Source organism: Stenotrophomonas indicatrix, from assembly GCA_041545745.1.
In the GTDB taxonomy this organism is placed as follows: domain Bacteria; phylum Pseudomonadota; class Gammaproteobacteria; order Xanthomonadales; family Xanthomonadaceae; genus Stenotrophomonas; species Stenotrophomonas indicatrix_A.
The window spans coordinates 3,596,986-3,612,503 of sequence record CP168152.1 but is presented as its reverse complement, the minus strand read 5'-3'; the positions used below and the strand labels follow the sequence as shown (position 1 = coordinate 3,612,503).

Sequence of the window (15,518 nt, the reverse complement as noted above, 5' to 3'; positions counted from 1 at the left end):
CCGTGGAAATCTGGCCGGTTCCGGCCTTTTGTCCATACTTCTTTGCGCCCCGGCGCTGGCTCGGCCACAATAGTGGGCCCGCCGCGGTCCATGCCGGCGCCCCGCCGGGGCCCTGAGGAATTGCGTGCGGTCGTTCCTATTCCCACGGTGACGCATGAATTTCCACGAATACCAGTCAAAACAACTGCTTGCCGAGTACGGCATCCCGGTCCCGGCCGGCAAGGTCGCTGCGACCCCGGACGAAGCTGTTGCCGCTGCCAACTCCCTGGGCCAGGGCCCCTGGATGGTCAAGGCGCAGATCCACGCTGGCGGCCGCGGCAAGGCTGGCGGCGTCAAGTTCTGCAAGACCACCGACGACGTGAAGGCCGCTGCGGCCAAGATGCTCGGCACCAAGATGGCCACCTACCAGACCGCGGGCGTTGAACTGCCGGTCAATCTGGTGCTGGTGACCACCGCTGGCGAGATCGTCAAGGAACTGTACCTGTCGGTGCTGGTTGACCGTGGCACCAAGACCATCACCTACATCGCTTCTTCGGAAGGCGGCGTGGAGATCGAGCAGGTTGCCGCTGAAACCCCGGAGCTGATCCACTCGCTGAACGTCGACTTCGTCGAAGGCGTGCAGGGTTACCACGGTCGCGATTTTGGCTTCAAGCTGGGCCTGACCGCCAAGCAGGCCGGCCAGTTCGCCAGCATCATGGTGAACCTGTACCGCCTGTTCAACGAAAAGGACCTGGCGCTGGTTGAAATCAACCCGCTGGCCATCCTGGACGACGGCAACCTGTACGCGCTGGACGGCAAGTTCGACAGCGACGACAACGCCGCGTTCCGCCAGAAGGCCCTGGTCGCGATGCGCGACAAGACCCAGGAAGATCCGACCGAAGTGATCGCTTCGGAGCTGGACATCAACTACGTCACCATGGACGGCAACATCGGCTGCATGGTCAACGGCGCAGGCCTGGCCATGGCCACCATGGACGTCATCAAGCTCAACGGCGGCGAGCCGGCGAACTTCCTGGACGTGGGCGGCGGTGCCAACAAGCAGCGCGTCATCGAAGCGTTCAAGCTGATCCTGTCCTCGGACAAGGTCGAAGGCATCTTCGTCAACATCTTCGGCGGCATCGTCCGCTGCGACATGATTGCCGAAGGCATCATCGCCGCCGTGAAGGAAGTGGGCGTCAAGGTTCCGGTCGTGGTGCGTCTGGAAGGCACCAACGTGGAAGAAGGCAAGCAGCTGCTGCGTGACAGCGGCATGGCCATCATCCCGGCCGACAACATCAACGACGGTGCCAAGAAGGTCGTCGAAGCTGTCAAGAACGCCGCCTGATCCGACACCGAAGGAAATCCAATGTCAGTTTTGATCAATAAGAACACCAAGGTGATCGTGCAGGGCTTCACCGGCCAGCAGGGCACCTTCCACGCCACTCAGATGATCGAGTACGGCACCCAGGTTGTTGGCGGCGTGACCCCGGGCAAGGGTGGCACCACCCATATCGACCTGCCGGTCTTCAATACCGTTGCCGACGCCGTGCAGAGCACCGGCGCCAACGCTTCGGTCATCTACGTGCCGCCGCCGTACGCGGCTGACGCGATCCTGGAAGCCGCTGCTGCCGGCATCAAGGTCATCGTCTGCATCACCGAAGGCATCCCGGTGCTGGATATGCTGCGCGTCAAGAACGTGCTGACCCGTTCGCATCCGGACACCGTGCTGATCGGGCCGAACTGCCCGGGCGTCATCACCCCGGGTGAGTGCAAGATCGGCATCATGCCGGGCCACATCCACAAGCCGGGCAAGATCGGCATCGTGTCGCGTTCGGGCACCTTGACCTATGAAGCCGTCAAGCAGACCACCGAAGTCGGCCTGGGCCAGTCCACCTGCATCGGCATCGGTGGTGACCCGATCAACGGCCTGAACTTCGTCGACTGCCTGAAGCTGTTCAACGAAGACCCGCAGACCGAAGGCATCATCATGGTCGGCGAAATCGGCGGCGACGCTGAAGAAGCCGGTGCCGAGTACATCAAGAACCACGTGAAGAAGCCGGTCGTCGGTTTCATCGCGGGTGCTTCGGCTCCGGCCGGCAAGCGCATGGGCCACGCCGGTGCGATCGCATCGGGCGGCAAGGGCACTGCCGAAGGCAAGTTTGCTGCCATGGAAGCTGCTGGCGTCGTCACCGTGCGTTCGCCGGGCGACCTGGGCGCTGCCATCGCCAAGCTGGTGAAATAAGACCGCAGCCGCGCAGCGGCTACGTGTTTGTAGAGCCGGCCGCTGGCCGGCTGTCTGAAACAGAAAGGCCGCCTCCGGGCGGCCTTTCTGCGTCTGCAATGGGGTCAGATCTCTTTTGCCATGCAAAAGGGATCTGACCCCAGCGTTACAATGGCGGCATTGCAACCACAGGCTGGATTCCAATGGCTTCGATCCGCATCGCGATGGCGCAGTTCGACTTCCCGGTCGGCGATGTCGCCGGCAACACAGAGCGCATCATCGAGATGATCGGTCAGGCGCGCGACGAGTACGGCGCCGGGCTGGTGATGTTCCCCGAGCTGGCAGTCAGCGGCTATCCGCCGGAGGACCTGCTGCTGCGGCCGGGTTTCCTGTACGAGTGCGAGCAGGCGATGACCCGCATTGCGGCGGCGTGCCGTGGCATCACCGCCGTGGTCGGTTGGCCGCAGGCCGCCGGTGCGGTGGTCTACAACGCGGCCAGCGTGCTGCGCGATGGCCTGGTGGAGCAGACCTACCGCAAGCGCGAACTGCCCAATTACGCGGTGTTCGACGAGCGCCGCTACTTCGATGTCGACCCGGACGGTGGCAGCTGCGTGTTCGAGGTTGATGGCATTCCGGTTGGTTTGCTGGTCTGCGAAGACCTGTGGTTCGCCGAGCCGCTGGCCGATACGGTGCGTGCCGGTGCGCAGCTGGTGGTAGTACCCAACGCTTCGCCGTACGAGCGCGGCAAGCATGCCCAGCGTGACGCTGTGCTGGCTGCACGTACCCGCGAAAGCGGCGCGGCCATCGCCTACCTCAACGTTGTGGGCGGCCAGGATGCGCTGGTGTTCGATGGTGCATCGGTGGTGGCCGATGGCGATGGCACGGTGCACCCGGCCGCGGCGGCCTTCGTCGACCAGTGGCTGGTGGTGGACTACGACGGCGCTACCCGCCGCTTCCTGCCGCAGGTATGGATGGACGACGGCGACGAGAGCATGGATGCGCTGGCCTGGCGCGCGGTGACCCGCGGCATCCAGGACTACTGCAGCAAGAACGGCTTCAAGAAGGTGTGGCTGGGTCTGTCCGGTGGCATCGACTCGGCGATCGTGCTGGCCATGGCGGTCGATGCGCTGGGCGCGGAGAACGTGACGGCGGTGCGCCTGCCGTCGCGCTATACCGCCGGCATGTCCAACGACCTGGCCGCCGAGCAGTGCGAGGCGCTGGGCGTGAAGCTGGAAGCCGTTTCCATCGAGCCGGCGTTCCAGGGCCTGATGCAGGCGCTGGCGCCGATGTTCGAGGGCACCACGCCGGATGTGACCGAGGAGAACCTGCAGTCGCGCAGCCGTGGCGTGATCCTGATGGCACTGGCCAACAAATTCGGTGGCCTGCTGCTGACCACCGGCAACAAGAGCGAGTACGCGGTCGGCTACGCCACCATCTATGGCGATATGTGCGGCGGCTACGCGCCGCTGAAGGACCTGTACAAGACCGAGGTGTTCGGCCTGTCCAAGTGGCGCAACACCGTTGGCGGTGCGCCGGTGATCCCGCCGGCGGTGATCAGCCGCCCGCCCTCGGCCGAACTGCGCGAAAACCAGACCGACCAGGATTCGCTGCCGGCCTACGACGTGCTGGATGGCATCCTGTACCGCTACATCGACCAGGAGCAGTCGCGCACGGAGATCGTCGCTGCAGGCTATGACGCGGCGGTGGTGGATCGTGTGCTGCGGCTGGTGCGCATCAGCGAGTGGAAGCGCCACCAGGCCGCGCCAGGCCCGAAGGTCTCGCGCCGCGCGTTCGGGCGTGAGCGCCGCTACCCGATCAGCAACGGTTACAAGCGCTGAGGGCCGGTCGCCGGGCATGGCCCGGCGCTACCAAACGATAGGTAGTGCCGGCCGCTGGCCGGCAACCGGGTGTACCGCCCATCCACGCATGGCGTGGATCTACTGGGCTTCGTTGAGCAGCTGCTCTAGGCCGGCGGTTTCGATGGCTTCGTCGAAATGGCTATTCCCCAGCCGCGCACGAACGAATGCCAGACCATCGGCCGCCGCTGCGTCGAGCGTGCCGCGATGGTCGACCGGGTATCGGCGGAATGCCACCGGTTCACCGCGCAGGGCCAGGCCGACGGCATACAGCAGGGTGGTGAGATAGGGCACGTCGCGATCCTGGCTGCCGTGGCCCAGCATCAACGGTTGGCTGAAGCCCCGCCGTGGCACACCCAGATAGTCATGCAGCAGTGCCCAGACGCCCGGTACCGAGGTCAACGGCGCGCTGAACATTTCTCCCGTGTTCGCACCTTCCAGGCTGGCCGCCAGCGGGCCCAGGCACTGCTGGCGCGCCAGCGCAACCCGTGCATGGCCTTCATCGCTGAGCACCTGCGCGATGCGCGGCTCCACCTGCAGCAGGCCATCGAGCAGGTAGGCGTGATAGGCGTTGACCGCCCCGGGATTCGGTGCGCGGTTGTCGGGCTTCATCACCAGCGCGGTCAGTTCGACGGCCGTGGGCGTGCCGGTGGTGAAACTGCCGCGGTATTGCAGCGAGGGCCCATACGACGGTGCCAGATGGCCGGCAGTGAGTGCGGCGGCGCCGCCCTGCGAGTGGCCCACAGAGACCCATCGCGGCGACAGCGTGGCAGTGCCGAGGAAATGGCGGCCGGCCTTGATGAGATCGATGGCGTTGCGCGCGGAGGTACGCACGTGCAGGTAGGCATGGTCACCCGGGCTGCCCAGGCCTTGGTAATCGGCGGCAACGACGGCATAGCCCTGTGCCAGGAACTGGTCGAGGAAGCGGCCATCGCGCTCGGGCTGATAGGGGCCCGATACCGATGGCGCGCAGTGGTCGGCGATGCCCTGGGTGCCATGTGCCCAGGACACCACCGGCCAGCCGCCTGCCGGCGCAGGCCCGGCGGGCAGGTAGACCAGCCCGGTGGCCTGGGCCAGGCGACCGTGATGATCGGGGGTGCGGTAGGCCAGCTTGTAGGCCTGGGCAGCCTTGGAGGGCACCCAGCTGGCACGGTAGGGCGAGGCTGAGAGCAGGTCACCCGGCTCCGCTGCGAGGGCAGCAAGTGGGCTGGCGGCCAGCGCGAGCAGGGCCGTGACCAGCAGGGTCGGGCGGGGTCGGAACCGCTGGGGCAATGAGGACATGTGGCGCTCCATGCAGGCCGGGATGGCCTTTGCGCCGCAGTCTGAAAGCTGTCCTTCGCGCTGACTGGGACGGACGTCGCAGCGATCGCGGATTCGAAGAATTCCTAGCGATGGCGCCAGGCAAAAAAAGGCCCCTTGCGGGGCCTCTTTTCTTACTTCTTTTCCAGTCGCGCGTTGCGCTGGCCGGTGGCGGCGGACTTCTCGCCGGCAAACGGGTTGAGCTTGCGGATCATCCACGGGTACTTCGGCCACTTGCCTTCCAGCCACGGGTGGTCCGGCTGGTTCAGCTGCAGGACGCGGCGGGCGTCATCGGCCAGGGTCTTGTTACCCAGGTGGGTGTAGGAGTCTGCCAGCACCGCCACGGCATCGTTCTGGAACGCGCTCTGCGGGTAGGTTTCCAGCAGGTAGTTGGCGCGGCCGGCGGCCGAGACCCAGGCGCCGCGGCGCATGTAGTACAGGGCGTTGTCGAGCTCGTGCTGGGCGAATACGTCACGCAGCACCAGCATGCGCTGGCGCGCGTCGGCGGCATAGCGGCTGTTGGGGTAGCGGTCGACCACGATGTTGAAGTCTGAATACGCCTGGTGGGGCGTGGACAGATCGCGGCGGCTTGCGTCCAGCGACCATACGCGACGCAGGAAAACCGTATTGCGGTTGGAGTTGGCCAGGCCGCGCAGGTAGTACAGGTACGCGATGTTGCGGTGGGTCGGGTAGGTGCGGATGAAGCGGTCGATGCTGGACACCGCGTCATCGTGCTTGCCGGCCTTGTACTGGGCGTAGGCCGATTCGATCATCGCCTGCTCGGTGTACGGGCCGTAGGGATACTGTGCCACCAGACGGCGGAAGCTGGCTTCAGCGCCGCTCCAGTTGCCGCCTTGCATCAGCTTGTGGCTCTTTTCGTAGAGCTGTTCGACCGGGGTGCCTTCATCAGGGCGATCGCCCTTGGTGCCGCGGTTGCAGCCGGTGGCGACGATGACCAGCACCAGCAGAAGGGCGGTGAGGCGGACGGGCGCGGAGAGCAGGACGGAGCGTCGGATCATGGGGTCAATGCGGGACGCGGCTGGAATACGAAGGGTCGATGATAGCCTAGTGTCCTGTCCAGCGACTGAAACCGGCTCGCCGGGACCCCAAAATTTCAAAGATGCCCCCTGCCATGTCTGAACAACCCTCCGAATCGGCCCGCCAGGCCATTGTCCCCGACACCTCCGCCGGCCGTCGTTTCGACGCGGTCGTGGCCGAGCTGTTCCCCGAATACTCCCGCTCCCGCCTGACCGAGTGGATCAAGGCCGGCGACGTCCTGCTGGACGGCGCACAGGCGCGCCCGCGCGATGCACTGCGCGGCGGCGAGGTGGTCACCCTGCAGGTGGTGCTGGAAGCCCAGACCACTGCCGAGCCGGAAGACATCCCGCTGGACGTGCTGTTCGAGGACGAGCACCTGCTGGTGATCAACAAGCCGGTTGGCCTGGTCGTGCACCCCGGCGCCGGCAACCACAGCGGCACCTTGGTCAATGCGCTGCTGTACCGCGACCCGTCGGTGGCGGTGCTGCCGCGCGCGGGCATCGTGCATCGCCTGGACAAGGACACCAGCGGCGTGATGGTCGTGGCCCGCACGCTGGAAGCGCAGACCGCGCTGGTCGAGCAGCTGGCCGCCCGTGACGTGCACCGCCAGTATCTGGCCGTGGTGATGGGTGCGCTGGTGGCCGGTGGTACGGCCGATGCGCCGATCGACCGTCACCCGCGCGACCGCCTGAAGATGGGCGTGCGCGAGGATGGCAAGGAAGCGGTGACCCATTACCGCCTGCGCGAGCGCTTCCGTGCGCATACCGCGCTGGAATGCCGCCTGGAAACCGGGCGTACCCACCAGATCCGCGTGCACATGGCGCACCTGCGCCATCCGATCGTGGGCGATCAGCTGTACGGCGGTGCGCTGAAGCTGCCCAAGGGTGCCAGCGATGAGCTGGTGGCCGCGCTGCGCGGCTTCAAGCGCCAGGCCCTGCATGCAGAGACCCTGGAGTTCGTGCATCCGATCAGTGGTGAGCCGGTGCGCAACACGGCACCGGCGCCGGCCGACATGCTGCACCTGATGAAGGTGCTGCGCGAAGACAGCGCTGCCTTCGCCGAGCGCGAGCGGAACCGCTGGTAATGACGACCGCGCTGCCACTGCTGCAGGCCGATTGGCCGACGCCCCCGGGCGTGCATGCACTGACTACGCGCCGGCACGGCGCGGGCGTCTCGCCGGAGCCGTTCGCCCAGTTCAACCTGGGCAACCGGCACGCCGCCGACGGTGACACGCCGGCCAACGTCGAGCACAACCGGCAGTTGCTGCAGCAGGGGCTGGCGTTGCCGTCTGCGCCACATTGGCTGCGCCAGGTGCACAGCAGCACCGTACTGCGTTTCGCTGCGCCGCCGGTGGAGGGGGCCAGCGAACCGGTAGCCGATGCCGCGGTGACGTCGGTATCCGGCGTGGTGCTGGCGATCCTCACCGCGGACTGCCTGCCGGTGGTGTTCGCCGCTGTCGATGGCAGCGAGGTGGGCGCTGCCCATGCCGGTTGGCGTGGCCTGGCCGACGGCATGCTGGAGGCCACCGTGGCCGCCATGCAGACGCCGCCGGCACAGCTGCGGGCGTGGCTGGGCCCGGCAGCGGGACCGGCCGATTACGAGATCGGCGAAGAGGTGTACCACGCCTTCGTCGGCCACGCTGCGGCCGCTGCGGCGGCCTTCGTGGCAACCCGGCCCGGTCACTGGAAAGTGGACCTGTTCGCGCTGGCGCGACAGCGCCTGCAGGCGGCGGGCATGGACCTGGGCAACATCCACGGCGGCACGGTCTCGACCATGGCCGATGCGGATCTGTACTCGCATCGCCGCGACCGTCGTACCGGCCGGATGGCGACGCTGGTGTGGATGGACTGATGCGGGGTTATCACGCTGCGGGGGCAGAACCTGGCGGCGTGATTGTCTTCGACGGCGTCTGCGCGTTGTGCAGCCGCTGGGTGCGTTTCCTGCTGCGGTTCGACCGCCAGGAGCGCTTTCGCTTCGCGGCGATGCAGGGCGCGCAGGGCAGCGCGTTGTTGCGGGCGCACGGCCTGGACGCGCACGACCCGACCTCGTTCCTGCTGTTGGACGGGCAGGGCGGCGCGTGGACCGATACCGATGCGATCCTGCGCGTTCTACGGGCACTGGGCGGTGCTTGGCGCCTGGCGGCCGTGCTGCGCGTGCTGCCACGGCGCTGGCGCGATGGTGCGTACCGTGTGCTGGCACGCAACCGCTATCGCTGGTTCGGGCGGCATGACGCCTGCTTCCTGCCGACGCCGTCACAGGCCGCGCGCTTCCTGGATTGAAGAGGGGACGGAGGGGATTAAGTCGTTTGTGGCAGAAACGACTTAATCCCCTCCGTCCCCTTTTCAGTCAGCCTTCCAGCGCCTCGAGGTAGCTGCGGCGCCAGTGGTTGATGTCGTACGTGCGCAGGTGCTCCATCATCGCCTGCCAGCGCTCCTTGCGCCTGTGCAGCGACATCGTCGCGGCGGTGGCGATGGCATCGGCCACACCATCCAGATCGTGCGGGTTGACCAGCAGCGCCTGCTTCAGTTCATCGGCCGCGCCGGCCAGCAGGGACAGCACCAGTACACCGGGGTCTTCCGGGTCCTGCGAGGCCACGTATTCCTTGGCCACCAGGTTCATGCCATCGCGCAGCGGGGTGACCAGGCCGACAGCGGCGGCACGGTAGAAGCCGGTCAACGTGGCGTGGGTGAAGTTCTGGTTGACGTAGCGCAGCGGTGTCCAATCCGGCTCGGCATGGCCACCATTGATGTGGCCGGCGATCTGCTCCAACTGGCTGCGCAGTTGCCGGTACTCGGTGACATCGCCGCGTGAGACGGGAGCGATCTGCAGGTAGGTGAGCGAGCCGCGCTGGTCGGGATGACGCTGCAGGTAGCGTTCGAAGCCGAGGAAACGCTCGGGCAGGCCCTTGGAGTAGTCCAGGCGATCCACGCCGATGGCGAGCTGGCGGTCGCGCAGGCTGCTGCGCAGGTTCTTCACTGCCGCCTTGCTGGCTGCGGTGCTGGCCTGGCGGGCGATCAGCGCGGTGTCGATGCCGATCGGGAACGCCGCGGCACGGAAGTGGCGTCCACCGGGCGCTTCGAGGTTGCCGTTGTCGAGTACGCGGCCGCCGCCGAACAGCCGCAGGTAGGTCTGGAAGCGATCGGCATCGCGCTGGGTCTGGAAGCCGACCAGGTCGTAGGCATACAGCGCCGAGAACAGCCGCAGATGGTCGGGCATGGCCTGCAGCAGGTCGGCCGAGGGCATCGGGATGTGCAGGAAGAAGCCGATGCGGCAGCCGATACCGCGCTCACGCAGCATCGCACCGAGCGGAATCAGGTGGTAGTCATGGATCCAGACGATGTCGTCCTCGCGAAGCAGCGGCGCGAGCTTGTCGGCGAAAAGCGCGTTGACCCTGTGGTAGGTCTCGCGGGTGCCGCGGTCGTAGTCGACCAGGTCCAGGCGGAAGTGCAGCAGTGGCCACAGTGTGCGGTTGGCGAAGCCGTTGTAGTAGCCGTCCACATCGCGCTTGGCCAGATCCATGGTGACGTACTGGATGTCACCGTCGCGCTGTTCGTGCAGCGTGCCACTGGCCTCGCGCACGCTCTTTCCACTCCAGCCGAACCACAGCCCGCCGCGTTCCTTCAGTGCCGCCAGCAGGCCCACGGCGAGGCCGCCGGCACGGTTCTCGCCAGGGACGGCAACACGGTTTGAAACAATGACCAGGCGGCTCATGAAGCCTCCTGCCAGGACCGCGACAGGCGCATGGCCGCGGTGATCAGGCCGACATGCGAGTAGGTCTGCGGGAAGTTGCCCCAGGCTTCACCACCGTCGAACGCAAGGTCCTCCGACAGCAGGCCAAGATGGTTGCGTTGCTGCAGCAGCGCTTCAAACATGTCGCGCGCTTCATCCATGCGGCCGATCGCAGCGAGCGCATCGATGTACCAGAACGTGCAGATGGTGAAGCTGGTTTCCGGTTCGCCGAAATCATCCGGCGCGATATACCGGTACAACGCATTGCCGTGCTTGAGGTCGCGGCCGATGGCATCAACGGTGGCGACGAAGCGTGCGTCGTTGGCGTCGATGAAGCCGATGTCGGCCAGCAGCAGCAACGATGCATCCAGGCGATGGCCATCGAAGGTATCGGTGAAGTGGCCGAGCTCCTCGCTCCAGGATTTTTCCATGATGCGTGCGTGGATGGTGTCGGCACGCTCGCGCCAGTACTGCGCGCGGTCATCACGCTTCAGGCGCACGGCGATCTTGCACAACCGATCGCACGCCGCCCAGCACATCGCGCTGGTGTAGGTGTGTACTTCGGTGCGGCCGCGGAATTCCCACAGGCCCGCATCGGGCACGTCGTGCAGGGCGTAGGCCTGTTCGCCCAGCGGTTCCAGCCGGGCAAAGGTGTGGCTGTCACCGGGGTCCTGCAGGCGGCGGTCGAAGAACAGCTGGGTGGAGGCCAGCACCACGCTGCCGTACACATCGTGCTGGCGCTGTACCCAGGCCAGGTTGCCGCGCCGCACCGGGCCCATGCCGCGGTAGCCGGACAGACTGGGTACTTCGTCCTCGTCCAGCTTGGCCTCGAAACCGATGCCGTACAGCGGCTGCAGCGTGCCGTCAGTGGTGGCCAGGTTGAAGATGTAGCCGAGGAACTGCTCCATCGTGCGGGTGGCGCCCAGACGGTTCAGCGCGCGCACCACGAAGGCGGCATCGCGCAGCCAGCAGTAGCGGTAATCCCAGTTGCGCACGCTGCCGGGCGCTTCCGGAATCGAGGTGGTCATTGCCGCGATGATCGCGCCGCTGTCCTCGTACTGGCAGAGTTTGAGGGTGATCGCACTGCGGATCACCGCGTCCTGCCATTCCAGCGGAATGGACAGGTAGCGCACCCATTCGCGCCAATAGTCGCGGGTGCGCTGGAAGGCTTCCTGCACGTAGCCGCTGATGGAGCGGTTGAGCGATTCATCCACGCCCAGGATCAGGTGGATGGGATGGTTGAGCACGAACGGCAAGCCATCACGCACGAAGCGCACCGGGACGTCGGTGGTCAGGCGCAGCACATGCTCGGGCAGGATCCAGCGCACGTGATTGCTGCCCCAGGTGGACTCGGGCACGCGCGCGCCCCAGTCGGCCAGTGGGCGGGCACGGATCACGATGCGCGGGCTGCCGGACAACGGGCGCACCTGGCGGATCAGGCTGACCGGCCGGTAGAAACGATCGTTCTGGCGCCAGCGCGGGGCGAAATCGAGGATTTCCAGTGCGCCGCCATGTGCATCGCGCAGCACGGTGCGCAGGATCGCGGTGTTGGTCAGGTACTCCTGTTCGCTGTCGGCGAAGTCCTCCAGCTCGATGGCGAAGTCGCCGCCGGTCTGCTGGTTGGGGCTGAGCAGGGCACAGAAGGTCGGGTCGCCGTCGAAGGTCGGCAGGCAACTCCAGACAACACGGGCGTGTTTGTCGACCAGGGCGCCGAAGCTGCCGTTGCCGACCACGCCCAGATCAAGATCAGGTTGGGTCATCACGCGGTACATCTCGGTTGCGGCCGTGGGGGCCGGGGTCAATACGCATTCTCACGCAGCCAGGCGTGCACGCTGCGTATGTCGGGCAGCGCGAACACCGCTGCACTGGGTTCACGTTCGCCGATCAGCACGCTCCAGCCATGCAGGCCATTGGCCGCATCGAAGCCGAATTCATCGGTCAGGTCATCGCCGAGGAACACCGGCAGACGCCCACGGAACGGCAGATACTGCATCAGCCGGCGTACGGCGCGGCCCTTGTTGGTACCGACGGGGACGAATTCGACGACATGGTCGCCCGGCTGCAGGCGATAGCTGGCACGGCCGCGCAGGTGGCGGTCGGCGAAGGCGCGCACGTCGTTGGCTGCATGCGGCGCACCCCGCCAGTGCAGGGCCAGGCCTACCCCCTTGTCTTCCACCAGAACGCCGGGATGGCCATGGGCGAAACGCATGGCTTGTTGATGAAGGGCATGCAGCCAGTCGGCGGTGTCATCGCCATGCTCATCGCGTATCACGCGCCCATCCTGTGCGCGCAGCTCGTGGCCATGCAAGCCCGCGGCGGGAAGCTTGAGCGGTGCGAACAGCAGGTCCAGCTGTTCAAGCGGGCGACCACTGACCAGTGCCACGGCACCTTCCAGTCGATCGCTGATGCGGCCGATGGCTTCACGCACATCGGGGAGAAGCTGCACGGCGTCGGGGCGTGCAGCGAATTCGATCAGAGTGCCATCCACATCGAGAAACAACGCGCAGGCGTCGTCCAGCAATGGAGGTGGCGGACGCAGGGGGAGCGGTTCAGCCATGGCGAACATGATGCCACCGATGGCGTGTATGCGGGGTCGAGGGCAGGCTACGGCGGGTGCGGACCAACGGTCCGCACCCACCCGCAGCGATCAATGGCGTCCCGGTGGGTGCCGACCGTTGGTCGGCATGCTGTGCGGACCAACGGTCCGCACCCACCCAAGGCAATCACACCCAGAGCAATCAGAACGTGTAACGCACGCGACCGTAGTAATACGCACCGTTGCTGCCAATCGGCGACAGCACGTCGTAGGGCAGGTTGCCGAAGTAGTGGATGTCCTCGTTGGAGCGATCCGGGTAGTTGTCGGTCAGGTTCTGCCCACCGATGGCCACGCTCCACTGCGGGGTGATGCGGTATTCCACTTCCGCATCCAGCTGCCACTCGGCCTGGTAGGTCTGGCGCGGAATGTAGCCATCACCGAAGTTGAATACGCGGGTGGCGCTGCCGTAGCGGTTCACCCGGCTGCTCAGCGACCAGCGGTCGTTGCTCCAAGCGGCTGAGAAACTGCTGCGGGTACGCGGGGTGGCATCGGTCAGCGTATTGGTCTCTTCGATGCCGAACAGCACGTAGTCCGGGTCCAGTGCCTGCAGCTGCGCGGGCGTGGCCAGTACGTTCTTCAGCGTGGTCTTGGTGTAGGCGTAGGTGCCGGTGAGCAGCAGCTGGCCATCGCCCAGCGACTGCCGCCAGTTGCTCACCAGCTCGGCGCCGCGGGTACGCGTGTCGGCGGCGTTGACGAAGAAGCTTGCACTCTGCAGGCCGGCAACACCGTAGTTGGTGGCCACATAATCGGTCAGCGCATCGCCGGTGATGCTCTCGGACAAGGCGATGCGGTCGTCGATGTCGATCTGGAAGAAGTCCAGCGACAGGTCGAAGTGCTCGCCGATGCGGCTGGTGAAGCCGAGCGAGGTGTTCAGCGACTTCTCCGGCTTCAGGTCCTGCGCACCCAGGCCACGGGCGATGGGGTTGTTGACCGAGAGCAGGCGGCCCTGCACCAGCTGGCCGCCGGCGTTGTAGCCGGTGGAGGTGGACTCGTAGCCGATCTGCGCCAGCGACGGTGCGCGGAAATTGTTGGAGATCGCGCCGCGCAGGGCGAACGCCGGGGTGAACTCGTAGCGCAGGCCGAGCTTGCCGGTCAGTTCGCCGCCGAAGTCATCGCTGTGCTCGTAGCGCGCGGCCAGGTCGGTGGAGAATTTTTCGCCGAACTGGCTGGACAGGCTTGCGTAGGCGCTGGCCACATCGCGTGACAAGGTCGCCGCGTCCTGCGGAGTCAGGCCACCGCCTGCCTGCGAGCCGGTGGGACGATCGGTGTACGGGCCGGCGGCGTAGCTGGCCGGGTCGCCTGGACGGGTCTGGTAGCGTTCGTGGCGGGCTTCGGCGCCCAGGCCCAGGGTGTGGCTGATGCTGTCGCTCTGCGAGAACACGCGGCTCAGGTCGAAGTTGCCCACGGTCTGCGCGTACTCGTAGTCCGCGGTCTTGAAGCGGGTCGGGCTGGTCGGGCCCAGCGAGGCATTCAGCGAGTCGCGCAGGCGGTAGGTGAAGTCATTCTGGCCGTAATCCAGGCTGCCGTCATAACTCCATTCACCCCACTGCCCACGGATACCGGCCACCGCCTGCACGTCGCGGTTCTCGCCTTCGGAGATCGGCCGGTAGCCGTTCGGATAGATATCCTTCCAGTTGGCATCGCCATCGGGGTAGCGGAAGTAGTTCGCGCCTTCGGTGTCACGCTGGTTGAAGGTACCGAACGCATAGAACGTCGCGGTCTTGCCGACCGGGATCTCGGTGTTCAGCCACAGATTGATGTCCTTGCTGGCGCCATCACCGAGCACGTAGTTGCGCTTGCCCTGCAGGGCAAGATTGGCCTCGGTCTGGTCCCACGGCGGAATCTGGTCGAAGCCAGCGCGGTTGGTGCCGTTGCGCTTCTTGTATTCCAGGCCGACGCGCAGGAAGCCGCCGTCTTCGCCCAGCGAGGTGCCGACCTTGGCACTGAGGTTGCCGGTCTGGCCATCGGTGAGGGTGCGGCCGATCGGCTTGAGGTCGGTGTGGTTGGCGCCGTAGCTGGCTTCGATCTCGCCGCCGTCGCCGCCGTTGTCGAGGATCACGTTGATCACGCCGGCCACGGCGTCAGAGCCGTACAGCGCACCGGCGCCATCGCGCAGTACTTCAATGCGCTTGATGGCGCTGACCGGGATTGCGTTGAAGTCGACCGGGGTGGTGCCCTTGCCGATCTTGCTGTCGGTGTTGACCAGCGCGGTGTGGTGGCGGCGCTTGCCGTTGATCAGCACCAGCACCTGGTCCGGCGACAGCCCTCGCAACTGCGCGGCGCGCACGTGGTCGGCGCCGCCGGAGTTGGACTGGCGGGGGAAGTTGAACGAGGGCAGCAGGGCCTGCAGCGCGCTGCCCAGCTCGCCGTTGACCACGCCGGCCTTGCGGATGTCCTCGGCGGTCAGCACGTCCACCGGCGACGTGGATTCGAGCACGGTGCGGTCGGCGGCGCGGGTACCGGTGACGATCACCGTGTCCAGGTTGGTGGCGGCGTCCTGGGCCGAAGCCAGGGCGGGGGACAGGGCGAGCGCGATGGCGAGGCCGAGCGGCGACGCGGACAGGCGGGGGGACATGCGGACTCCAGCAGCAACGACGTGGGGAAGGGGGAGGCAAATAGTTTAACTTACATCCATCCGGATGAAGCGATATATTATCTTGGCGTGAGGAGGTGGTGCGATGCAAGCCCCGGCTCCCATCGCATCACTTCATGCCCTGCCGGCATGAGGCCATTGGTTGCAGCCGCAACCGAGGCGCAGGTGTACCCTCCGTGCCCCTTCGTCGTGCTTTTTCCCCTTCCC

Annotated in this window: 12 protein-coding genes; 6 read left to right on the top strand and 6 right to left on the bottom strand. The window is 66.3% G+C overall.

Annotated elements, in window-relative coordinates:
- Positions 1–154: 154 nt before the first annotated feature.
- The 3 genes from sucC to ACEF39_RS16465 all read left to right on the top strand — a co-directional run bounded on the left by sucC (position 155) and on the right by ACEF39_RS16465 (position 4,038).
- Positions 155–1,324, top strand: a complete 1,170-nt coding sequence (gene sucC / locus ACEF39_RS16475) for an ADP-forming succinate--CoA ligase subunit beta (RefSeq protein ID WP_093818751.1) — start codon at positions 155–157, stop codon at positions 1,322–1,324.
- A 21-nt stretch (positions 1,325–1,345) separates the two neighbouring features.
- A complete protein-coding gene (sucD, locus tag ACEF39_RS16470) occupies positions 1,346–2,221 on the top strand; it encodes a succinate--CoA ligase subunit alpha (protein WP_017356169.1) in 876 nt (291 codons plus the stop codon).
- 182 nt (positions 2,222–2,403) lie between these two features.
- Complete coding sequence (locus ACEF39_RS16465; protein ID WP_500285833.1) at positions 2,404–4,038, top strand: NAD+ synthase; 1,635 nt, start codon at positions 2,404–2,406, stop codon at positions 4,036–4,038.
- Positions 4,039–4,137: 99 nt separating this feature from the next.
- On the opposite strand, the gene ACEF39_RS16460 is transcribed toward ACEF39_RS16465, so the two are convergent.
- Positions 4,138–5,337, bottom strand: coding sequence for a lipase family protein (locus ACEF39_RS16460; protein WP_500285832.1), 1,200 nt, complete (start codon positions 5,335–5,337; stop codon positions 4,138–4,140).
- A gap of 152 nt (positions 5,338–5,489) precedes the next feature.
- The gene (locus ACEF39_RS16455) at positions 5,490–6,374 is read right to left on the bottom strand and encodes an outer membrane protein assembly factor BamD (RefSeq protein ID WP_089236594.1); all 885 of its coding nucleotides are present in this window, start codon (positions 6,372–6,374) and stop codon (positions 5,490–5,492) included.
- A 113-nt stretch (positions 6,375–6,487) separates the two neighbouring features.
- Here ACEF39_RS16455 and rluD point away from each other — a divergent pair, with 113 nt between their 5' ends.
- From rluD to ACEF39_RS16440, 3 genes are read left to right on the top strand one after another with little or no spacing between them, the layout of a single operon-like run.
- Positions 6,488–7,477: a 23S rRNA pseudouridine(1911/1915/1917) synthase RluD gene (rluD, locus tag ACEF39_RS16450; RefSeq protein WP_500285831.1), complete on the top strand. Its 990-nt coding sequence runs from the start codon at positions 6,488–6,490 to the stop codon at positions 7,475–7,477.
- Positions 7,477–8,244: a peptidoglycan editing factor PgeF gene (gene pgeF / locus ACEF39_RS16445; protein WP_500285830.1), complete on the top strand. Its 768-nt coding sequence runs from the start codon at positions 7,477–7,479 to the stop codon at positions 8,242–8,244. The genes rluD and pgeF overlap by 1 nt, the downstream gene beginning before the upstream one ends.
- Positions 8,244–8,672, top strand: coding sequence for a thiol-disulfide oxidoreductase DCC family protein (locus ACEF39_RS16440; RefSeq protein WP_500285829.1), 429 nt, complete (start codon positions 8,244–8,246; stop codon positions 8,670–8,672). The genes pgeF and ACEF39_RS16440 overlap by 1 nt, the downstream gene beginning before the upstream one ends.
- A gap of 67 nt (positions 8,673–8,739) precedes the next feature.
- On the opposite strand, the gene otsA is transcribed toward ACEF39_RS16440, so the two are convergent.
- The 4 genes from otsA to ACEF39_RS16420 form a co-directional block, all read right to left on the bottom strand.
- Positions 8,740–10,104, bottom strand: coding sequence for an alpha,alpha-trehalose-phosphate synthase (UDP-forming) (gene otsA / locus ACEF39_RS16435; RefSeq protein WP_500285828.1), 1,365 nt, complete (start codon positions 10,102–10,104; stop codon positions 8,740–8,742).
- Positions 10,101–11,882, bottom strand: a complete 1,782-nt coding sequence (locus ACEF39_RS16430; protein ID WP_500285827.1) for a glycoside hydrolase family 15 protein — start codon at positions 11,880–11,882, stop codon at positions 10,101–10,103. The genes otsA and ACEF39_RS16430 overlap by 4 nt, the downstream gene beginning before the upstream one ends.
- 38 nt (positions 11,883–11,920) lie before the next feature.
- Positions 11,921–12,679, bottom strand: a complete 759-nt coding sequence (gene otsB / locus ACEF39_RS16425) for a trehalose-phosphatase (protein ID WP_500285826.1) — start codon at positions 12,677–12,679, stop codon at positions 11,921–11,923.
- Between the two features lie 181 nt (positions 12,680–12,860).
- Entirely contained in the window at positions 12,861–15,293 is a 2,433-nt protein-coding gene (locus ACEF39_RS16420; protein ID WP_500285825.1) for a TonB-dependent receptor plug domain-containing protein, read from the bottom strand.
- Positions 15,294–15,518: the final 225 nt, after the last annotated feature.